The organism is Candidatus Taylorbacteria bacterium (assembly GCA_039934295.1).
In the GTDB taxonomy this organism is placed as follows: domain Bacteria; phylum Patescibacteriota; class Minisyncoccia; order Phycocordibacterales; family HO2-43-120; genus HO2-43-120.
Genome location: JBDTMN010000001.1, coordinates 84,280 through 104,818, shown reverse-complemented (window position 1 = coordinate 104,818; position 20,539 = coordinate 84,280). Strand labels below are relative to the sequence as shown.

Here is a 20,539-nt window from a genome sequence, read left to right as displayed (position 1 = left end):
TAAAGTTGGTTGAGAAGTTTCCATCCATCCTCAGCTTTTCAATGGAGGAAAACATCAAACCTAAACTCGTTGATCTCGAGAATGCAGGATTTTCAAATCCCGTCACTTTAATTGAGAAGAATCCGAATATCCTCGGCTATTCATTTGATGAAAGCATCAAACCTAAACTCGCTGACCTCAAGAATGCTGGGTTTGAAAATCCTGTAAAGTTGGTTGAGAAGTTTCCATCCATCCTCAGCTTTTCAATGGAGGAAAACATAAAACCTAAACTCGTTGACCTCAAGAATGCGGGGTTTGTTGATCCCATCGCTCTAATTGAGAAGAATCCGCAAATCCTCGGCAATTCATTTGATGAAAGCATCAAACCTAAACTCGCTGACCTCAAGATTGCGGGATTTGAAAATCCTGTAAAGTTGGTTGAGAAGTTTCCGCAAATCCTCAGCTTGTCAATGGAGGAAAACACCATACCTAAACTCTCTGACCTCAAGAATGCGGGGTTTGTTGATCCCGTCGCTCTAATTGAGAAGTCTCCATCCATCCTCGGCTTATCAATGGAGGAAAACATCAAGCCAAAGCTTGAACTCGCGCAAATAGTAATTGATACTTATGGAATTACGACATATAAAGCACCTGAGATATTTGAGACATTCCCTCAGCTATTTGGATTGAAAAGAGTAAAGATGGAGATTGTTGCAAGAGTGTTGAGAGATAAAGTTGAAGCACCAAAAGACTTGACACCGAAGCAATTGGCTAGAATATTTATCCGTCCAATCGAAGATATTGTTCTTTCATATCCTACAAGCGGAGACAAAAAGATGTTCTTGAATGAGTTAGTAAAAAAAGTAAAGGAAAGTAGTAAAAATAAGGATAAAAATGCAAAAAGACAAAAGATTGAAGCTTTGCTAGAGAGAGATGCGAATGGCAAAGTAATCCTCGGCGACCCGCTTACCAATATCGTGCTTAAATACTTGAGAGATTATCCGGAAAAGAAAGGAGGAAAAAAGATTTAAAAAAATAAATGTAATCTCTTCTCTTACCACTTGCGATAATACTTTTCTATTTGCTCTTTAAAACACTCGGAGTCGATATGTTTAACTTCGATGTTAACCCACTTCTTACGTTACAAGTTACACGTTACACTTCTTTATCTCTTGGCGATTATGCTCTTCTTATACGTCTCAAGATGTTCGAGCGCGATGCCCGTACCCTTGGCGACACAGTAGAGGGCATCTTTGGCGAGCGTCGCTTTGACACCTGTCCTTCGGAAGACCAACTCGGGCATATTGCGAAGCTGGGAGGACCCGCCTGTCATGATGATTCCAAAATCAATAATGTCCGCGGAAAGCTCGGGCGGAGTTTCCTGAAGAACGTCCTTGATGGCTTTTATCATGTCGCGAAGCTCCTTCGCAATCGCTTTTACAATTTCATTCGTTTTGACCTCCGCGGTTCGAGGTAGCCCTGTGACAAAATCGCGACCCTTTATTACCATGGAGAGCTCTTCTTCGAGAGGCACCGCCGAGCCAATCTGAATTTTAATGTCTTCAGCCATTTTATCTCCAATCGCGAGATTGAATGTTTTTTTTACGTAGTCCGCGATGGCGGAGTCAATCCTGTTTCCCGCGCACTTAACCGACATGGAAGCAACTATCCCACCCAAAGATATAACCGCGACGTCAGTCGTTCCTCCGCCGATATCCACAATCATGTTGCCCTTCGCTTCGTGAATCGGAATCCCGGCGCCGATTGCCGCCAAAATCGGCTCCTTGACCACATACGCATTTTTCGCCCCGGCTTTAATTGCCGCTTCTACTACCGCCCTTCTTTCAGTTGAAGTGACCCCCGCAGGAACCGAAACCATCACTTCGGGCTTCCAAATGTTCCAGGGACCGAGCGCCTTTTTAATGTAGTAGCGGAGCATTGCCTCTGTCACGCGATAATCGGCAATCACTCCATCTTTCATGGGCCGATAGGCGGTAATGTTGTCAGGAGTCTTGCCTATCATTTGTTTTGCCTCGAGCCCCACGGCAAGAATCCTGTTGTCTAGCTCCGAAACAGCTACAACAGAAGGTTCATTCAAGACAATGCCCTTCCCAGGCAAAAAAACGAGCGTGTTCGCCGTTCCAAGATCAATCCCGAGTTTTTTTGAAAAAAAGCGCATAAATAAGAAGCGTTTAGTTACGGAAGCGTTTAGCGTTTAGGTAAAATAGCTGATTAAAACTAAGTATAGCTAGATTTGATTTTTTTACCACCAACCATTGACATTACTCCCTCATATGCTATAGTATAGCCTGTCTCATCAACCAAAACACGGTCGACCAAAAAAAATGAACATAGCGCATATTAAGGCCCACGAAGGAAAAAACTACAACGTAACGATTTTTCTTCGGTCTGGGCACAAATTCTACGGAGAAGTAACCAAAGTGGACAATTCTACTATCACCATCTGCAGCGGGCCAAGTCTGGGTGGAATCCTCAACACAGTTGATGCAGAGGAGGTCGTAGCCATTTCTGAGCCCCGGAGGTCGTAGCTATTTCTGTGCCCCGGTAGCAGTTCAACAGCCACCATGCAGCCGCTATCTCGACAGATGAGCGGTTTTTTTATGAGTAATTTTTGACTTTTATTTTTGACTTTCCACTCCCGCCCGTACCGAAACGGCACGTTCGGGCGGGTTACACCTTTTCTTTCAGAGTATTGACCATATAAAACTCTTATGCTATACTATAGCCCGTCTCATCAACCAAAACACGGTCGACTCAAAAAAATGCAAACAACTGAAATAAAGAAGCACGAAGGACAAACGTACAACGTTACCCTTCTACTTCGGTCCGGAGTCAAACTCGTCGGAAGGGTGGAGAAAGTAGACAACGGTCTTGTCACTATCGACGAGGGATTGAGTAATGCTCGAATCGTCACCATAATTGAAGCGGGAGAAGTCGCAGCCATTTCTTACCCAAGATAATCCAGCTTCTCTACCACCATGAAGCCGCTCTTTCAACAGATGAGCGGTTTTTTTATGAGTAAATTTTGACTTTCACTTTTGATTTTCCTCCGCGTATTGACTCCAGTAATATATGGTGCTATTGTCGAATCGGTTAGTTACGAACCTCAAACCAAAAACACTATGCAATCAGCACTGAAAACCTTCGTGGGAAAGACCGAAAAAAAAATAACGATTCATTTCTACGGCGGACACCATTTCACCGGATACGTTACGCAATATGACAGCAACGGAATAGTGACGTTCAAACATGAACCTGGACCGAATGGAGAAACTACGGCACATTTCGAGGCAAAGGGTGTGGTCTTGATCGACTCATAAAGCCATTCTCAATCAAATGAAGCCGCTCTCCCGACAGATGAGCGGTTTTTTTATGAATAAATTTTGACTATCACTTTTGACTTTCACCTCCCGCCCGTACCGAAGCACCCGCACTCGATTCCCGCATCAAGTGTTTTTTTATTATCAATATTACTCCCAAACCTCCATCATCTTATTTACGCCTTGGAAATTATCACTTAATTTTTTACTGTATTCCCGCTTTCGCGGGTGAGGAACGAACACTTGGAGTTCCGCCCTCGGCCGACCGGCACGGGCTAGGCAAGACCTTGAACATTCAGTTTCTGAATTTGAAAGGTGTACAATCCCCGTAGGGGATGACAGAAAATATAATCCTGGATCCCCGCCTCCGCGGGGATGACACAAAACATAGTCGCTTTGCTCTTTGTTTTGTGTCACTTTTCACTTTTTACTTGGCTTCGTATCTCATATATGCTATACTCTATAAATGAAGAAAACACCGCTAGCGCCGATTGCAAAACTCATTCGCGAGTCAAGGGTTGCGAAGAGCATTACCCAAAAAGAGTTCGCCAAAAAACTCCGCACGACGCAAAGCGCCGTGGCGCGCATTGAGCGCGGTGAGCAGAATCTTTCAACTGAAATGCTCATTAAAATTAGCGATACGTTGGGCCGTGATATTATCCGCATTGCGGACAGCAATTTATCTATCGAAATTGAAGGAGGAAGGAAACTCAAGGGCGAAGTAACTATCAAGAACTCGAAAAACGGAGCGGTAGCGGTCATCTGCGCCGCGCTCCTTAATAGCAACACGAGCACGCTCAAAAATGTCCCTAGAATCGAAGAAGTTGCGAGACTCATTGAGGTTCTAGAGAGCATCGGAGTCCATGTTGCGTGGAGAGATAGTGACCTTGTGATTACTCCTCCGTCACGGCTCAAAATGGATACAATAGACAGAACGGCCGCCCTAAAAACGAGATGCATTATTCTGTTAATCGGCCCTCTCATCCATCTTAAAAAAAGATTCTCGATTCCCCAGGCGGGCGGATGTGAGCTTGGCTTGCGAACGGTGAGACCTCATTTTTTCGCGATGGAGAAGCTCGGAGTGAGCATTAAAGCGAAAGAGAAGGAGTATGAAGTGAGCCACAAAGGTCTGGTTCCAAATGAAATCGTTCTCTACGAATCGGGCGACACGGTCACCGAAAATGCCATCATGGTAGCATCTCGCATTCCCGGAGTGACGACGATAAAAATGGCGTCAGCCAACTATCAGGTTCAGGAGCTCTGCTTTTTCCTTGAAAAGCTGGGTGTAAAAATTGACGGTGTCGGCACCACCACGCTCGTCGTCCACGGAAAAGAGAAAATTGACGAGCCGGTAACATACTATTTGAGCGAGGACCCGATTGAATCGATGTTTTTCATATCTGCGGCTATCATGACTGATTCGGCGATTACCATAAAGCGCTCCCCGATTGATTTCCTCGAGCTTGAACTTTTGAAATTGGAGAAAATGGGCTTCAAATTTTCAAAATCGGCAAAGTATAAATCGCAGAATGGCAAAACAAATTTGGTGGACATCAAAACATTCCCCTCGAAGCTAACCGCCCTCGAAGAAAAAATCGAGCCCCGCCCCTACCCCGGCCTCAACATGGACAATCTTCCTTTTTTTGCGGTCATTGCAACGAAAGCCAAGGGGGTTACAATGATTCATGATTGGCCTTACGAAAAGCGCGCCATTTATTACAAGGAGCTCGACAAGCTCGGAGCTGACACAATCCTCCTCGACCCGCACCGAGTCTACATAACGGGACCCACCGAGCTTCAGGCAAACGACATCGTCTCCCCTCCCGCCCTTCGCCCCGCAGCCATCATTTTGGCCGGAATGTTGGGAGCAAAAGGCACTTCCACGCTTCGCAATATTTATTCAATCAACCGGGGCTACGAAGACCTTGTGAGACGACTGAACGCCCTCGGAGCGAGAATTTCGATACTTAGAGATTTGTAAAAATATGCAAATCATAGAGGTGATACCAATTTCACGGGGAATAGGAAAGGAAACGCTCACTTATTTTACGAGCGATGATATCTCTTTGGGAGCCGTGATAGAAGTGCCGCTGCGAAAAAAAATCGTGCCGGCAATCGTCATATCGAAAAACGATGCAAGCGAGCACAGGACTGAACTTCGCCAAGCGGAATTCCAATTAAAAAAAATAACGAAACGCAAGGGTCATTTTTTCTTTCTTCCCGAATTCATGGAAAGCGCGAATGAGGCAGCGCGATATTTCGCGGCAACAACCGGGTCCGTGCTCGCCTCGCTTATTTCTGCACGACTCCTAGCGGAACTCGAGAAAATAAAAATCGAGCCACAGGAGCCAGTTCTCGGAGAGAAAATTCATCAAAAGTACATTCTTCAGGCCGGAGACGAGGAGAGATTTGTAAACTACAAGAGTTTTATTCGGGGAGAATTTGCCAAGAAATCGTCTGTTTTTTTCTGCCTACCGAGCGTTCACGATATAAAGAAAACGGTGGGAAAATTGGAAAAAGGCATTGAGGAATACACATTTGTCTTGCATGGCTCTCTTAGTGAAAACGAACTGCGCTCGACTCTTGCGAAACTGACTAAAGAAAAGCATCCGGTTCTCATCCTAGGCACAGGCTCATATTTATCTTATCCGCGGGCTGATTTGGGAGCGATTATAGTCGACCGTGAAAATTCTTCGGGATACAAGACCTTCTCCCGCCCCTATCTTGACTTCAGAGTATTCGCGGAAATGTTCGCAAAAAAAATAAAAGCAAAGTTCGTGGTCGGAGATATCTTTATCGACATCGCCACGCTTTTTAGATACAAAAACGGAGAATTCCAGGAGCTTTCCCCGGTCAAATTCCGCTCTTTGACTTCTGCGGAAGAAAGAATGGTGGACATGAGAGTGTATAAAGCTTCTACAAAAAATTTCACTCTGGTAAGCGAGGAACTGCGGAATCTGATTCAAGCGAATAAAACCAATAATGAAAACCTGTTCATTTTTGCCGCTCGCAAAGGACTCTCCCCGACCACCGTCTGCGGTGATTGCGGAGAAACAATCACCTGCAACAAATGCTCCGCGAACATGGTGCTTCATGGAAGCCAGAAAGGCAATTTCTTTCTGTGCCACAGATGCGGAGAGAGAAGAGACCCAGAAGAGGTGTGCAAAGTCTGCCAGGGATGGAAACTTGTCACCCTTGGCGCAGGCATAGACAGTGTGGGGGAAGAGATAAGGGCGCTCTATGGAGATGTGAAAATATTTATCATGGATAAGGACAAGGTTACTACTCACGGCAATGCGGAAAAAATGATGAATCAATTCTTTGCCTCGCCGGGAAGCATACTTCTTGGAACCGAGCTCGCGCTTCTCTATCTGGATCGCCCCATAGAAAATTCGGCAATCGCAAGTCTTGACGCTCTTTTCTCGCTCCCGGATTTCCGGATAAACGAAAAAATCATGTCGATTCTGCTCACGCTCCGATCCGTAACTCATAAGCAAATTGTGATTCAAACGCGAAACCCGGATCAAAAAGTATTCGAATATGGGATGAAAGGCAATCTGTTCGAATTTTACCGCGATGAAATCGGGAAAAGAGAGCAATTCAACTATCCCCCTTTTTCAATTCTGGTGAAGATTTCCCTCGAGGGACAGAAAAGCGAAATCGTCCGAAAAATGAGCGAAGCAAAAGCAACTCTTTCAAATTATAACATCGACATATTCCCTTCATTCATCAAAGGTCTCGCCGGCAAGTCAATTATGCACGGGCTTTTACGGGTTTCGCCCCGCACATGGCCCGATTCCGAGCTCCTTTTGAAACTCACCGCCCTCTCGCCAGAATTTACCGTGAAAGTTGACCCAGAGAGTCTCCTCTAGTCGCACAGCATGTAACAGGTAACTTGTAACATCGGAAAATCCAAAAATTTTCATATTCGATTGTGCTTTGCGCTGCACGTTACAAGTTACACGTTTTATTATAGTATTAGCTTCATGAAAAAAATCGTCCAAAAAGATGAAAAAGTCCTTCGGCAAATAGCGAAGGAAATCCCGGAAGATGAGATTGTAAGCCCTAAAATAAGAAAAGTTATCGAGGAAATGAAAGAAGCGCTTCACAAGGAGGCCGACGGAGTGGGGCTGGCCGCCCCACAGCTTGGATACTCGCTTCGATTATTCATTATTGATCCCAACCTATCGGAAAAAATAAGAAGAAGGAGCAATCCTGATTCTCTTTCCCCACCGGCGACGAAAAAAGTCGTCAAAAGCGAAAATGAAGTTTTTATTAATCCTGTCATCGTAAAGCTCTCGAAAGAAAAGGTGATGGTTGATGAAGGCTGTCTCTCCGTCCGTCCGCTCTTCGGAAAAATTGAGAGGAGCGCGAGAGCCAAAATACGGGCATATGATGAAAATGGAAAACTGTTTGAAAGAGGCGCGAGCGGTCTCCTAGCCCAAATCTTCCAACATGAAATCGATCACTTAAACGGAATTCTTTTTATCGATAAAGCGGTGGATGTGAAAGAACTAACGGACGAAGAAATATCGATTAACAAATGAACACACTTTCCATAAAATTCATTTTTTTCGGCACGCCCCGTCGAGGAGCGAAAATACTCGAGATTCTAAAAGGTGGGGGGCTTATCCCTTCACTTATAGTTACCGCGCCCGATATGCCGAAAGGACGCGGTCTTAAACTCTCTCCATCCGAAGTAAAACAATGGGCGATAGAAAATGAAATCCCGTTTCTGCAACCCTCAAACTTGGAAGACGCTTCGTTCAGAGAATCAATTTCCAAAAAAAAGTACCAGTTGGGAGTTGTCGTCTCGTATGGAAAAATGATGCCCAATTGGCTACTTGATTTACCCCAAAATGGCTCGCTGAATCTGCATTTTTCCCTACTTCCGAAATATCGGGGGGCGATTCCGGCAGAAGCGGCAATCCTAAATGGAGACACTGAAACGGGAGTATCCGTTGTTCTCATGGACGAAAAACTCGACCACGGACCGATAGTAGGACTTACGACTTATCCCATGCCCGACCCCCTTCCTACGAGTTTCGAGCTTGTCGAGGCGCTCTCCCTGATTGGAGGAAAACTCCTTCTTGAGGTCATTCCTGATTTTGTGGCGGGGAAAATTCAGCCGAGAGAACAGGAGCACGTCAACGCGAGCTACACCAAAAAAATAAGAAAGGAGGACGGCCTCATTGATTTGGGCGAGAACCCATTGACGAATTGGAGAAAAATCCAGGCGTATAGAGAATGGCCGAAGCCCTACTTTTTTTCGCAAAAAAAAGGCCAACAAATAAGAGTAATTATTCGGGACGCAAAATTCGAAAATGGAAAACTTGAAATCCTTAAAGTCACCCCGGAAGGCAGGAAAGAAATATCTTACTCTGATTGGAAAAAGCAGTCCCCCCTCTAATAACTAAGACCCGCTTCCTGAAGTTCGTTGCTTCTCCCCGACGCCCATTTTTCCCCTAGGTTGTCCGCAGTATACGATAAATAAATGATACCGGCAGTAATGAGCGTACAGCCTATAAGCACCGTTATTGAAACCCATCTTTCCGCTAACTGCCTCGGATTCCACGATATTTGAATTCGCATATTATTTTTTCTTAAAACGACTAAAACCTTTTATAATATTTTTTATCGCTTGCCCTCCTTTTCTTATCATATGTATCGTCTTTCTCTTGTTTACGCTCAATTCGCGATGCATTTCATCTTTGAGAAAATCGATGGCCGCGTAAAGGTCAAAGTTTGATGCCTCGGCGCGGAAATATGCCTTGCCAACTCGCAAGTTCACTTCGGCCCGAAACAATTCCTCCCCATCCTTGTGATGATTGGTAGTTTTTTCAATCTCGACATCGGCAAGGGCGCTCGTGTCATCGGGCTTTATCATTCTTTCCAGTGACCCGATTTTTTTCTCCACATACTCCTTGATGGCAGGAGTGAGGGAGGTGTTGGTGGCTTTTATTTGTATCCTTAGCACAAAATTTTAAGTAAGTAGTAATTCTTTCTATCTAACTGTGTCATCTGATTGTATCATCTCTCTATCTATTCTGAAACATCATCCACTGAGAGAATTTTAGAAGGCGACCGATGCCCGCTAATGATTCGCACCTTATTCGGAGGCACTTTGAATTTTTTGGAAATGATTTCAATAATTCTCTTGTTTGCCAAATTCCTGATTGGCATCTCTTTCACGCAAATCTCAAAGTGAGTCATCGATTTCTCTATAATCTTTTCCCGTGTAACACCCGCTTGCGCCCGGACTTTTATATACATGTTATTTAAGAGTAACCTATGGTAAGATAGTAGGGAAATTATTAACTTTAATTATCTTTATGTCTACTATTGTAAACTCGGATAGCAAAAATGTGAAGCCCATCTATAAGGGCACGCAGATTGTGTGGTATATTCTCTATCTTATAGAAATTATTCTTATGTTTCGACTGATTTTGAAGTTGATTGGCGCCAACCCCGCCGGATTTACCAACTTCGTCTATTCGATTTCTTACCCTTTGGCGCTCCCCTTCCTCTACGTCGTTCATTCCCCCGAAGTTTTGGGCTCCGTATTTGAATGGACAACACTTCTTGCCATGCTTGTGTATTGGGTCGTTGCGGTAGCTATCGTCAAACTCTTCCTTATCGGAAAACCGGTTTCAAATGTCGAGGCGGAGGTGAAGTTGGAGCAACAAGACGAAAAAGTGAACTCGTAGAACCTATAGGTTCTAATCGAGAAGGTAAAAGCACATGCCTATAAATCCTGCAATTTTTAAGGCCTACGATATTCGAGGTATTTATCCTTCTGAAATCAACGAGGAGGCAGTTTACTTGATTGCAAAAGCCTACGTCAAGCATTTTCATGTCAAAAATGTAGTGGTGGCAGAAGATGTTCGAACCAGTTCAAAATCCCTAAAAGAATCACTGGTCAAAGGCCTCACCGAAAACGGCGTGCGGGTAACAGATATCGGTCGCGCGGGAACAGATATGATGTACTTCGCGGTGGTAAAACTTGAGAGTGACGGAGGAATCATAGTTTCTGCTTCACATAATCCAAAAGAATACAACGGCCTCAAGCTGGTATTAAAGAACAGCTACCCGATAAGTTCTGACAGCGGAATTTTTGATTTACGAGACCTCATTCTACACAATTCGGACATAGATGTGAGAGGCAAATCCGGAACGCTTGATTCATATGCTATTCTTCCTTCGTATATCGAACATATAAAAACTTTCGTCAATTTCAGCGGACTCGAGCCAATGAAAGTTGTCGCGAACGGCAACTTTGGCATGGCGGGCATGGTGGCAGAAGAGCTTGTGAAAGGCTCCCCAATCGAGCTCGTCCTCCTTAATGAAAAACCGGATGGAGAATTTCCTAAGGGTCCGCCCGACCCGCTTCGAGAGGAAAATCGAAGCGAAACGATTGCACTTATAAGAAAAACCGGCGCGGATTTTGGCGTGGCGTGGGATGCCGATGCTGACCGCTGTTTCTTTTTTGACGAAAATGGAGAATTTATTCATGCGTACTACATTACCGCATTGTTGGCAAAAATCCTGCTTAGAGCCGTGAATGTGTCGGGTCAAAAGGTAATTTCCGACCCCCGTCTCATTTGGGCAATCAAAGAAGAAGTCGAGAAATCGGGCGGTATTTTTCTCACGAATAAAGTCGGGCATACGTTTATCAAGGAGAGGATGAGGAAAGAAAATGCACTCTTCGCGGGAGAAAACAGCGCTCACTATTATTTCAAAGATAACTTTTACTGCGACAACGGCATGATTCCCTTCTTACTTATCCTTGAAGAGCTCTCCTCGACAGGGAAAAAGTTGGGGGAACTCGTGAGACCATACAAAGAAAAATATCACACCCCGGGCGAACTTAATTTTAAGGTAAAAGACGTAAAGCTCGTCCTAGAATCTGTCAGAAAATTTTACGACACACAAAAAGGAAAATTTGAAGAAATCGATGGAATTTCATTCGAATTCCCCTCGTGGCGCTTTAACCTCCGCGGTTCAAACACAGAGCCACTCATACGTCTCAATATCGAATCCACAGATAAAAAAACGCTTGACGAAAAAATCGCCGAGCTCACCCAACTAATCGATAGTGAAAAATAAACATATTTGTTCATTATTTTTAAGCTGTAGCTTAAAAATAATGAACATGAGAACTATTCTCTTATTCGTGAGAATAGGAGAATAGATGAAACAACTAATATGAAGTCTTAAGTTTTTGCTCTTTTTTGAATCGTTCGATGGCAAGAGTAATGAGGCGATCAATGAGGTTGCTATAGGAAATTCCAGACACTTCGAAGAGCTTCGGGTACATGCTGATGCTCGTGAAGCCGGGAATGGTGTTGATTTCGTTTACCAAAATATCTCCGTTCTTTATAAAACAATCCACTCGTCCCAGACCCTCGCAGGAAAGAGCTTTGAAGGTTTTAATAGCAATTGTCTGAATTCTTTTTGCGGTTACCTTGTCCAGCTTTGCGGGAATTTCAATTACTGCCCCATTCTCGTCAATATATTTCGCTTCGTAAGAATAGAAATCATCTGTAAGTACAACTTCTCCAGGCACCGACGCAATCGGTTTTTCATTTCCCAAAACCGCGCATTCAATTTCCCTGCCCTCGATATTCTGCTCTATCAAAATTTTCAAATCAAAATCAAAAGCGGTTTTTATTGCTTTCTTAAATTCATTTTCGTTTCTCACTTTTGAAACTCCGACCGAAGAGCCCATGTTTGCTGGCTTCACAAACATCGGTAGTCCGAGCTCATATTTAACTTTTTTGAAATCAATTTTGTCTCCCGTTTTAAATGTAAGGAACTTCCCAATCGGAATCCCAGCATCTCGAAGTAATCTTTTCATAACATCTTTATCCATTCCCACTGCAGAGCCGAGCACCCCCGCGCCTACAAACGGAACATTCGCGAGCTTTAAAAGTCCCTGCACTGTGCCGTCCTCTCCAAACGGCCCATGAAGAATGGGGAAAACAACGTCCACAGATATTTCATTTTGCAGGTTTGTGTAACCCGTCAATTTCCCAGAGCCTTCATTAACAAGAGCGACGCTGTCCGAGTTACTCACCTCGCCGGACTCCAGACTTTTTCGGTGAAGCAATGCTTTCGAATCTGCACTCATATGCCACCTGCCCTTCTTATCAATCCCAATCAAAACCGGCTCGTACTTGCTCTTGTCCATTGCCTCAAGCACATTCCTTGCCGAGCGCACCGATACTTCATGCTCGGCGGATTTTCCTCCAAACAATATTCCAACTTTAATCTTCTTTTTCATATTAAAATAGTATAGTCCATTTAAGAAATTTACCAAACAAAAGCGACAAGACAAATCCGCCTTTAGGGCGGATTGTGTCATGTACTTTATATCTATAAGCCGAATTCTGTACCGATTTTGCTCACCGTAGGTGTTGCAAAATCGAGTACCTCGCCGAAGTCCCTGACGAAGGCGGGTATCGACCGCCTACGCTAAGCTCTGGCGTGACTCAATTTTGTATCCACCTATGGTGAACAAAATTGGCGATAGTTATTTATCTCCGATGAGTGTTGCCACTCACCTCTAGCGGCACTCCGAGCACCATTTCTGATGCTCGGCACGGCCTTGCACAGAAGTAAGGATTTAGCCGTTGCAACTCTTATATTGCTATAAGAACTCGCCCAGCACTTTTTGAAAATGCTGGGCGCCTCATGCCTTTCGGCATTCGGCGTCTCTGTTCGCACCTCGTAGGTTACCCTAGACGGGCGTTACCCGCTACCCTTTTACCCTTCTTACGAAGAGTCTGTGTTCGGACTTTCCTCATCCGCCTGAGGCGGACGCAACTATCTGATATAAAGCATTATAATTATACCACATGCTAGCAATATGGCAATATCCTGTATGCATTCTTCAAATGAAAATGTCCTGCGCATGGGCATGCGCAGGACATCAAAAATGAACTAAGGTAGCGGTATCGGATTCCACAAAGGACTCGAAAAATGGGCGTCATATTTGCCGGTTTCACCATTCTTCGTAACATCCAACAGCTCATTCAACGGCACAACTTTGTGAGCATGATTTTGAAGTCTCTTATTCATATTGGTCCCGGAGACCAAAACGTATCGGCCGTTTGCCCTCAGCTTGTCTATGATAGCGATGAAATCATGGTCACTGGCGATAATCATGACTGCCTCTGACAAAGCATTGCTCACGAGTAAGTACTCGATGCGCGCAATAAGCGCCGTGTCTGCAATACAATTGCTCCAATGCATGCTACATCTAAAGGCAGCGGCCACTTCGCATACTTTAGTCTGGAATCCAGGGGGAATTACCTCACGTGGCCTTTTGTAACAGGCAAAGAATTGCGTTGATGAAATGGTAAACCCACAGTCGCACAACGCATCAGTAAGCCCATTCGCAATGAATTTGATCTTTGAAGGAAAGTCTCTATAGCCTTCGATCCTCCCCACGCCTTCCAAGTCAACGAACACGTCTATTTTTTTCATAAATTCAAACTTCGAAATGATCACCGTTGTAAGACCAGGAACCATAATACCACTTCTTATAATAATTGTCAACCTCGCTCACTTTGGCATGGGTAGTTGATTATTTATTGACTTGCATTTCGAATCTTCATAGAATGCCTGAAGAAAGCAACTTTGGGAGTCAAACCAACCCAAGAGAAAAACAAAATATGAACGACATACTGACATCGTTGACATTGCGGGCAGAGCGAAACCTGAATTCGTTGAGAGCAAATAGCTATCCCGGCCGGGGACTCATAATCGGCCCTGACGACACTGGGAACTATCTGGAAGAGATATACTGGATGTCGGGACGAAGTGAGGAAAGCAGAAATCGCATTTTTTGCGCCGATGGAGAACGAGGTCACCTGTTTACAGCCCCCGCGGACCTTAAAAAGATGGCGGGCAAGGACACTACGAACATCATCTACAGCGCTATGCGTGATGACGGCGTGAACTTCGTCGTGAGCAATGGACATCAGACTGACGCGGTGATGAATGGGATTAATTGCGAAAATCCATTATCGAAAATTCTGCGAAACTGGCAATACGAAGCGGATCCGCCAAATGACACACCGCGCATCACGGGAGTTTGCTCACTCAAAATGAATCCGCGATTCGAGTTGTCGATTTTAAGAAAATCCATAGCGGACAGCTCTTGTGAACGTTTTTTCTTCGAGTACGACAATATTCCTGACGGCTTTGGCTACTGCATCACCACCTACGCGGGAGACGGAAATCCTCTCCCCGCATTCGAAGGCGAGCCTATTTTGATGTCGCTTTCAGGCAATCAGGGAACGATTCTCGATCGATTCTGGGGGGCGTTGAACGAGGATAACAGGGTGGCAATCGCGGTGAAGCAAATCGAGATTGCCACCGGCAAGGCAAGATTTCACATCAGGAACAAATACCCCAAGCTCGGGTAAATCGTAGGACCATTCTCCGAGGGAATGGTCTTTTTTTATTCTCTTATTCTATATCCTCTATTCGTGAGAAATAAGAGAATAGGTAGAAAAACAATTTACGACAAAACCTTCGTGAGAGCATCGATAACTGGCTGCATTTCTATAAGCTCTTCTTCGGGAGAATGCTGAATAGCTGGCTTCCCCGTCGTCTTTGAGATATAAAGCGCGCGTAAAGGCATTTGAATATGAGGCTTCCCGAATTCCTGGTCGGTCAAGATTATTTCTCTTCGTGAGGTAGCTTTCTTTACTTTTCCATTTGGGTGGATGACAACAAATGCTTCTACCCATGCTGCATCAACTTTGCCCCCATACTTTGTCACTATACCCTTCCAAAATTCTAACATTTCCTTTGAAATCTCCTCTTTTGACATTTTGTTTTCTTCTTTTCCTTTCAGTGCGTGTCTTTTTGGAGCGTCAATAAAACCCTTCCCTTCCACATAAAAACCTGTGTCATTTGCAAGAATCGACATATCTACTTTGCCAAAATACGCGCGAACTTTAAGCTCGGCGTTTTCTTCTAGCGTTTTTCCCTTTTCCTCGACTTTAATCTCCGAGAGACCAACATCTTTTGGTGTAAACAACTCAACTTGAAAGCCCGGACTTTTCAAAAGCCTTCTGAATCGTTGAATTTTACCTTCGTTGTTAGTCGCGAGAAATACTTTTTTCATAGGACTTACGTGTGCACTAAAATCTAGATTCCCGCTTTCGCGGGAATGACAACAGAGACCGGATGCAATGAGACTACTTAATGAGTGTCCCCTGTTCCGCTCCCGCATCTCCGTCCTTTTTTGGAGTTGTGGTATGCGCGTGGGAGTCCACCTCGTAGCTCGTGTTTTGAGATTCAAAAAAGTTGACGAGTTCAAAAACGTCGGTGGCCGTGGACATCCACTTGGCGGGATTCGTGACGTTGTAAGCCTTCTCGAGTCCGAGCTCTTCGAGCCTACGGTCGGCAACATACTGAACATACTGGTTCACATAGTCGGCGTTTAATCCCAAAATTCCGTTCGGAAAGAGGTCTTTGTTGTACGCAACTTCGAGATTCACCCCTTCTATCACGATTTTTCTGATTTCGTTCGCAAAATCTTCGGTCAGAAGCTCGGAGTTTTCTTCCAGGACCGCGTGTACCAAGTTGATTCCGAATTGCAAATGCAGACTCTCATCCCGAAGCACCCAGGTAATCATCGAACCGAAATTGCGAAGCTGGTTGCGCTGTCGAAATGAAAGCGCGACCATAAAACCCGAATAAAACCACGTGCCTTCCATAACAATGTTTGTCGCGACCAAGTTTCGAATAAAATCTTTCTTGCCCTCCACCGTTTCAATATCGAGAGTGTCCTCGGTCATGCGCTTCAAATATTTATTTACGAAATCCTCCTTTGCCCGCATTGATGGAACGTTTAGGTGAATACCGAACACTTTTTCCCTGTCAAATGGAAATGTTTCAATCACATACTCAAACGCGACGCAGTGGTTCGCCTCTTCCCACATTTGCTTGGCAAGATAAAGATGACACTCCGGAGATTTCAAATACTGGTAAACGCCCAAAGCGAGCGAGCGATTGACGATGAGCTCGGTGGGGTTGAAGAACGCCATCAGGAATTTCACCGCATGCCTCTCGTCCTCAGTCATCTTTTCCCAATCTTCCAAATCCTCCTTGAGAGCGATTTCGTGCGGAAACCATGTGTTTCGGACAGCCTGATTATACAGGTCATAAGCCCACTTGTATTTCAAGGGATGCAGGTTTGTATCTTCTGGCGATGCTTTTCCGATTAAGGGCACGGGAGTAGGTGTTATTTAATAAGTTTTTAGGTTGATAAGTTTAAGATTATAAAATACGGGAGCATAAAAAATAATTTTACTTTTTTGCTTTTTCTAAAACGCCGACACGCACGTCGAGGGCGCGGAGATCTTTTTTGTCGGCCTTGTTTACCAGGAGCATTTTTACTTCGGTCATGTCGAGAGAAAGTCTATCAACTTTTCCAGAAAGTGTTCCGACATCGTCAGAAAGTTTATCTACTCTTCCAGTAAGTACTCCAACCTTTCCAGTAAGTGTTCCGACATCGTCAGAAAGTTTAATGACCGTTTCGCGTGTCGACATTGTTAATTCGACGACTCCGTCAAGTTTTTCTTGAAAAATTTCACTCTGTGCTCCGACATACCTCTTCATATCTTCGTGATGCAATTTCAGAAGACCTGCAATATTTTCAGATTTTTTTTGGGGAGTTTTTTTCATAAAGTTCGATTCGTAATTAAATACATTTTGAGACGAGTTCGAGGCGCAAATGAATTTTTTGACTAAGCTGTAGTTAACCTACTGCGCGGGAGAAAAATTCGTTTGCAACGAAGAAATCGGCCAAAATTTAGTTAATTACTGACAGGAATCGCACTGTGCGAGCTCTGCAGGGTCAACTGGGCAGACAAAGGGTTTTTCCCTTTTTGAAACAGGGGCTGTTTCCTCTTGATGTGTTTGGTCCATATTTTTATGAATTAGTTAATTCCTTCTATTAAATACAATAATTGAATTCTACTGACATCCCTCACATTGCGCAAGTTCAGACGGGTCGACTGGGCAAACTTTTGGCATCTCTCCCGAATTTTGAGAAGAATTTTCAGCTGGAAGATTCGAAACTGCAGGAGTAGATGCGTTTGAATGTTGCCCCGGGGAAGACCCGACACTTTCCTCATTTTCGTCACCCGCACTTCTTTCTCTCGAGACAGTCTCTACCACGAGAGAAGAAAGCGACGCGAAACCCTTGGACGTGGCCTTTATTTCAAAAGATTTGATTGGAGCGCTTGCGGGAGGAGGGTTAGAAACGGAATCTTTTTTTGACTCCGCTTTCGTCTCCGAAGATTGCACTACGGGAGAAGGCAAATCCACCGGTAGAGATTTCTGAAGCGGCTGCGCGAAAGGGGCGATTTCCGGTTTTGTAGAAATGGAAATAAGAGACCTCACTGCGGCAAAGCCCTTCTTGCCCAATTTTTCGGTCTTATTGACTTTGATTGTCGACTGCTCGGCAGTGTGGCGAGGCTTCATGTGGAGGTAGTAGGTGGTCTTGAGCCCCTTCTCCCAGGCCGCCGTGTATATTTTCATTGTTTCCTCAATATCCCTTGTGGCAAGATACATATTCCGAGACAAAGCCTGGTCCACCCACTTCTGGGCTCGCGAAGCAACTTCGATAAAAGAATGAGGCGAAGTGGTAAATGAAGTTTTGTAAATATTTTTGATATGCTCCGGAATTTCGTCAATTTCTGAAATGTCCCCCTGGTTCTCGATGATGGTGTCTTTGACCTTCTCCCAGATACCCATGTTTTTGAGGTCCTTCACTAGGTTGTGATTGATGTCCATGTATTTTCCCGAAATTTTATTGCGCGAGAACACCTGCGCGAAACGAGGGTCAATGCCCGGAGTAGTGCCCGCCACGAGTCCGATGTTCGCGTTCGGAGCAACAGCCATTAAAGTCGCGTTCCGCATTCCCTGCAATACTTTTCCACGGAGAATATCCCAGTTCAATCCTTTGTGCTTGCTCCCTTTCGAAATAGAGAGAGTTATTCCCCGATCCGCTTCAAGTCGTGAAAGCGTGTCAATCGGAACTAAGCCTTGCGACCAGCCAGAGCCCGCAAAATGTTTATAGCTCCCCCGCTCTTTTGCCAAGCTCGCGCTTTCATCAATCGCCATGTAGCTTATAAATTCAAAAATCCTGTCTGCAAAATCCCACGCATACTCCGAATCGTACGAGAGGCCGAGCTTTTCGATGGCGTCCGAAAATCCCATGACTCCGAGACCAATTGCCCTATTTTCTTTGTCCGACTTTTCCGCCTCGGGAATCGGGAGCTTGTTGATGTCAATTAGGTTATCGAGCTGGCGCACCGCGAGCCGGACTGATTCTTCAAGTTTGCCCCAGTTGACTTCCTTGTTATTCACGTGCGCGGAGAGGTTCAAAGATGCGAGGTTGCAGACGGCCACATTATCCTTGTCTTGAGGCAAACAGATTTCAGTGCAGAGATTCGACATGTGGATAGTACCGGTGTTGTTGTTCAAAGCGCGCACATTAATCGGGTCTTTCCAGGTGAGCCATGGATGAGAGGTAGACTGAAGGGCAACTAGAATTTGTCGAAATTGCTCTGCCGCTGGCACTTTTTTATATGTCCGAAGCATTCCCGCGTCCGCCATTTCACAATATTCTTGATAGCGAAGACTGAAAGCTTTCCCGTAAAGCTCGTTTAGGTCCGCAGTCTCCGCCGGATCGAACATGTACCACTCGTGCCCATCGCGCACCCGCTTCATAAATTCGTCGGAGAGAAAAACTGCTGTGTTCGCAGTCCTCATTCGCATGTAATCGTCACCTGCGTTGTGCTTCCAATCGATAAATTCAGGGAAATCAAAGTGCCAGTTCTCCATATAGAAACAAAGAGCGCCTTTTTTCTTGCCTCCACGCTGGATTGCCCGAATGGCGGTGTCGATGACCTTTGCAAAAGGGGTTGGCCCCGTCGAGACTCCGCCAAAATTTGATTTCAAAGGCGAACCGGTCGCTCGAAGCTTGGTGAGCGACGCTCCGATGCCTCCGGAACCTTTGGAAAGGAGCATGACATCGGAGACAGATTTGGCGATGTGCTCCATGTTGTCGTGAATTTCCAAAAGAAAACAATTTGAGAGCGCGGAGCGGATAGTGCCGGCGCAAACGTTGGTCGAACCGCCCGCGATATATTCGAGCTTCGACATTTTATTATAGAATCGCTTCGCCCATTCGGTGGGATTTTTTTCGTTGTAGGAAAGCCCCATTGCGATGCGCATAAAAAGGTACTGCGGAGCTTCGATGGTATTTTGTTTTACATCTTTGATCGAGTAGCGGTTCAAAAGACCATCGAGCCCTGCGTAGGTAAAAAGTTCGTCGCGTTCAAGCTCGAGAGCTCGGGCAAGTTCCTCCAAATTATACTTTGCTACCATATCGGGATGAAGGCGATTTTCCTTCACTCCGTTTTTTACATACTCGATAAAACTTTCGCGGTGCTTTTTCTCCAAATCGAGCGAATCGTCTTTGTCGTAGTCGCCGACTACTTTTCGGTACACGGTTTTTAAAAGGAGGCGGGTTGCCACGCGGTCGTATTCAATATCTTCTTTGATGTTCTGGACTGCGGCATTGATAGTGGCCTGGTCCATCTCGTCGGTGCTGATGCCATCATAGAGCGTAAGACGGGTTTCTGTGGCGATTTGGGTTACCATCCCGACAGGATTCGAGAGCCCCGCACAGGCCCTTTCGATAGATCGGTTAATCTTGTCGGCGTTGAAAGACACGCGAGTTCCGTCCCGCTTTGTGATTGATATGCTCATAATGCTAAATGTGGCTAATTAAATTGGGGCCTCGAAATCTCATCTAACTTTTGAAAGAAAGAGTGAAGAAAACTTCGAGCATAAAAAATCTGTTCCTCACGAGAGGGTCTAAAAACTGAACAATCTCTTTCTGATTTAAAAAAACGGCAGAGATGAACTTACGTGCCTTGAAATCTGGTCAAAAAAATCAGAAATCATTCCGCGATAAGTTCTCTATCAGTATACTCTAAAATTGTAAATAAAAAAATGGGGCGACAAGCAAATTACGCATCAAAAAATAAAAAGAAAAAAATGTCCACGGCTCCGAAAAAATATCCTCTCAAATATAGCTAATCACGCGCATTTTTTTAAAAAAATATGAAAAAAGAAAATTTCCATTTAGCTTTTTGAGGAAATGTTCTCAGTTTGAAATTACTTTT

At 44.7% G+C, this 20,539-nt stretch carries 20 protein-coding genes and 1 other RNA gene; 10 read left to right on the top strand and 11 right to left on the bottom strand.

Translation table 11 applies throughout. The features are described from left to right. The coding region (locus ABI430_00540; GenBank protein MEO8637373.1) for a hypothetical protein at positions 1 to 1,010 on the top strand (1,010 nt) is incomplete at its 5' end. A 134-nt stretch (positions 1,011 to 1,144) separates the two neighbouring features. Here ABI430_00540 and ABI430_00535 read toward each other — a convergent pair. Then, positions 1,145 to 2,158 carry a rod shape-determining protein gene (locus ABI430_00535; protein MEO8637372.1) on the bottom strand — a complete coding sequence of 338 codons (1,014 nt, stop codon included), beginning with the start codon at positions 2,156 to 2,158 and terminating at the stop codon, positions 1,145 to 1,147. 604 nt (positions 2,159 to 2,762) lie between these two features. On the opposite strand from ABI430_00535, the gene ABI430_00530 reads away from it, so the two are divergent. The 6 genes from ABI430_00530 to ABI430_00505 all read left to right on the top strand — a co-directional run bounded on the left by ABI430_00530 (position 2,763) and on the right by ABI430_00505 (position 8,730). Then, positions 2,763 to 2,960 carry a hypothetical protein gene (locus ABI430_00530; protein MEO8637371.1) on the top strand — a complete coding sequence of 66 codons (198 nt, stop codon included), beginning with the start codon at positions 2,763 to 2,765 and terminating at the stop codon, positions 2,958 to 2,960. A gap of 162 nt (positions 2,961 to 3,122) precedes the next feature. Beyond that, the gene (locus ABI430_00525) at positions 3,123 to 3,320 is read left to right on the top strand and encodes a hypothetical protein (GenBank protein MEO8637370.1); all 198 of its coding nucleotides are present in this window, start codon (positions 3,123 to 3,125) and stop codon (positions 3,318 to 3,320) included. A gap of 466 nt (positions 3,321 to 3,786) precedes the next feature. After that, entirely contained in the window at positions 3,787 to 5,301 is a 1,515-nt protein-coding gene (locus ABI430_00520; protein MEO8637369.1) for a UDP-N-acetylglucosamine 1-carboxyvinyltransferase, read from the top strand. Between the two features lie 4 nt (positions 5,302 to 5,305). Beyond that, positions 5,306 to 7,192, top strand: coding sequence for a hypothetical protein (locus ABI430_00515; GenBank protein ID MEO8637368.1), 1,887 nt, complete (start codon positions 5,306 to 5,308; stop codon positions 7,190 to 7,192). 114 nt (positions 7,193 to 7,306) lie between these two features. Next, positions 7,307 to 7,867: a peptide deformylase gene (def, locus tag ABI430_00510; GenBank protein MEO8637367.1), complete on the top strand. Its 561-nt coding sequence runs from the start codon at positions 7,307 to 7,309 to the stop codon at positions 7,865 to 7,867. Further along, complete coding sequence (locus tag ABI430_00505; GenBank protein MEO8637366.1) at positions 7,864 to 8,730, top strand: methionyl-tRNA formyltransferase; 867 nt, start codon at positions 7,864 to 7,866, stop codon at positions 8,728 to 8,730. The genes def and ABI430_00505 overlap by 4 nt, the downstream gene beginning before the upstream one ends. Here ABI430_00505 and ABI430_00500 read toward each other — a convergent pair. The 3 genes from ABI430_00500 to ABI430_00490 all read right to left on the bottom strand — a co-directional run bounded on the left by ABI430_00500 (position 8,727) and on the right by ABI430_00490 (position 9,593). Beyond that, a complete protein-coding gene (locus ABI430_00500) occupies positions 8,727 to 8,912 on the bottom strand; it encodes a hypothetical protein (GenBank protein MEO8637365.1) in 186 nt (61 codons plus the stop codon). The genes ABI430_00505 and ABI430_00500 overlap by 4 nt on opposite strands. Position 8,913: 1 nt before the next feature. Further along, positions 8,914 to 9,297 carry a ribosome-associated translation inhibitor RaiA gene (raiA, locus tag ABI430_00495; protein ID MEO8637364.1) on the bottom strand — a complete coding sequence of 128 codons (384 nt, stop codon included), beginning with the start codon at positions 9,295 to 9,297 and terminating at the stop codon, positions 8,914 to 8,916. Between the two features lie 65 nt (positions 9,298 to 9,362). Further along, entirely contained in the window at positions 9,363 to 9,593 is a 231-nt protein-coding gene (locus tag ABI430_00490) for a DUF167 domain-containing protein (protein ID MEO8637363.1), read from the bottom strand. 59 nt (positions 9,594 to 9,652) lie between these two features. Here ABI430_00490 and ABI430_00485 point away from each other — a divergent pair, with 59 nt between their 5' ends. After that, a complete protein-coding gene (locus tag ABI430_00485) occupies positions 9,653 to 10,027 on the top strand; it encodes a YggT family protein (GenBank protein ID MEO8637362.1) in 375 nt (124 codons plus the stop codon). A gap of 34 nt (positions 10,028 to 10,061) precedes the next feature. Next, entirely contained in the window at positions 10,062 to 11,426 is a 1,365-nt protein-coding gene (locus ABI430_00480) for a phosphomannomutase/phosphoglucomutase (protein ID MEO8637361.1), read from the top strand. Positions 11,427 to 11,520: 94 nt separating this feature from the next. Here the strand turns inward: ABI430_00480 and ddlA are convergent, their stop codons facing one another. From ddlA to ABI430_00465, 3 genes are all read right to left on the bottom strand, one after another. Continuing rightward, entirely contained in the window at positions 11,521 to 12,603 is a 1,083-nt protein-coding gene (ddlA, locus tag ABI430_00475) for a D-alanine--D-alanine ligase (GenBank protein ID MEO8637360.1), read from the bottom strand. Between the two features lie 79 nt (positions 12,604 to 12,682). Continuing rightward, an RNA gene (gene rnpB, locus ABI430_00470) (RNase P RNA component class A) lies at positions 12,683 to 13,161 on the bottom strand. A gap of 101 nt (positions 13,162 to 13,262) precedes the next feature. Further along, positions 13,263 to 13,808: an NYN domain-containing protein gene (locus ABI430_00465; GenBank protein ID MEO8637359.1), complete on the bottom strand. Its 546-nt coding sequence runs from the start codon at positions 13,806 to 13,808 to the stop codon at positions 13,263 to 13,265. A gap of 188 nt (positions 13,809 to 13,996) precedes the next feature. Between ABI430_00465 and ABI430_00460 the strand changes: the two genes are divergently transcribed. Further along, the gene (locus tag ABI430_00460; protein ID MEO8637358.1) at positions 13,997 to 14,752 is read left to right on the top strand and encodes an IMP cyclohydrolase; all 756 of its coding nucleotides are present in this window, start codon (positions 13,997 to 13,999) and stop codon (positions 14,750 to 14,752) included. Positions 14,753 to 14,847: 95 nt separating this feature from the next. On the opposite strand, the gene ABI430_00455 is transcribed toward ABI430_00460, so the two are convergent. From ABI430_00455 to ABI430_00440, 4 genes are all read right to left on the bottom strand, one after another. Next, entirely contained in the window at positions 14,848 to 15,459 is a 612-nt protein-coding gene (locus tag ABI430_00455) for a non-canonical purine NTP pyrophosphatase (GenBank protein MEO8637357.1), read from the bottom strand. Between the two features lie 73 nt (positions 15,460 to 15,532). Then, positions 15,533 to 16,570 (bottom strand): ribonucleotide-diphosphate reductase subunit beta, encoded by a 1,038-nt coding sequence (locus tag ABI430_00450; GenBank protein MEO8637356.1) that lies wholly within the window; start codon positions 16,568 to 16,570, stop codon positions 15,533 to 15,535. Positions 16,571 to 16,646: 76 nt separating this feature from the next. Next, on the bottom strand, positions 16,647 to 17,024 hold the full coding sequence (locus tag ABI430_00445) for a hypothetical protein (GenBank protein ID MEO8637355.1): 378 nt from the start codon (positions 17,022 to 17,024) through the stop codon (positions 16,647 to 16,649). A gap of 291 nt (positions 17,025 to 17,315) precedes the next feature. Continuing rightward, positions 17,316 to 20,120: a ribonucleoside-diphosphate reductase subunit alpha gene (locus ABI430_00440; protein MEO8637354.1), complete on the bottom strand. Its 2,805-nt coding sequence runs from the start codon at positions 20,118 to 20,120 to the stop codon at positions 17,316 to 17,318. Positions 20,121 to 20,539: the final 419 nt, after the last annotated feature.

Coding starts and splice junctions, on each gene's coding strand:
- ABI430_00535 (MEO8637372.1), bottom strand. CDS start 2,158: ATGCGCTTTTTTTCAAAAAAACTCGGGATTGATCTTGGAACGGCGAAC.
- ABI430_00530 (MEO8637371.1), top strand. CDS start 2,763: ATGCAAACAACTGAAATAAAGAAGCACGAAGGACAAACGTACAACGTT.
- ABI430_00525 (MEO8637370.1), top strand. CDS start 3,123: ATGCAATCAGCACTGAAAACCTTCGTGGGAAAGACCGAAAAAAAAATA.
- ABI430_00520 (MEO8637369.1), top strand. CDS start 3,787: ATGAAGAAAACACCGCTAGCGCCGATTGCAAAACTCATTCGCGAGTCA.
- ABI430_00515 (MEO8637368.1), top strand. CDS start 5,306: ATGCAAATCATAGAGGTGATACCAATTTCACGGGGAATAGGAAAGGAA.
- def (MEO8637367.1), top strand. CDS start 7,307: ATGAAAAAAATCGTCCAAAAAGATGAAAAAGTCCTTCGGCAAATAGCG.
- ABI430_00505 (MEO8637366.1), top strand. CDS start 7,864: ATGAACACACTTTCCATAAAATTCATTTTTTTCGGCACGCCCCGTCGA.
- ABI430_00500 (MEO8637365.1), bottom strand. CDS start 8,912: ATGCGAATTCAAATATCGTGGAATCCGAGGCAGTTAGCGGAAAGATGG.
- ABI430_00490 (MEO8637363.1), bottom strand. CDS start 9,593: ATGTATATAAAAGTCCGGGCGCAAGCGGGTGTTACACGGGAAAAGATT.
- ABI430_00485 (MEO8637362.1), top strand. CDS start 9,653: ATGTCTACTATTGTAAACTCGGATAGCAAAAATGTGAAGCCCATCTAT.
- ABI430_00480 (MEO8637361.1), top strand. CDS start 10,062: ATGCCTATAAATCCTGCAATTTTTAAGGCCTACGATATTCGAGGTATT.
- ddlA (MEO8637360.1), bottom strand. CDS start 12,603: ATGAAAAAGAAGATTAAAGTTGGAATATTGTTTGGAGGAAAATCCGCC.
- ABI430_00465 (MEO8637359.1), bottom strand. CDS start 13,808: ATGAAAAAAATAGACGTGTTCGTTGACTTGGAAGGCGTGGGGAGGATC.
- ABI430_00460 (MEO8637358.1), top strand. CDS start 13,997: ATGAACGACATACTGACATCGTTGACATTGCGGGCAGAGCGAAACCTG.
- ABI430_00455 (MEO8637357.1), bottom strand. CDS start 15,459: ATGAAAAAAGTATTTCTCGCGACTAACAACGAAGGTAAAATTCAACGA.
- ABI430_00445 (MEO8637355.1), bottom strand. CDS start 17,024: ATGAAAAAAACTCCCCAAAAAAAATCTGAAAATATTGCAGGTCTTCTG.
- ABI430_00440 (MEO8637354.1), bottom strand. CDS start 20,120: ATGAGCATATCAATCACAAAGCGGGACGGAACTCGCGTGTCTTTCAAC.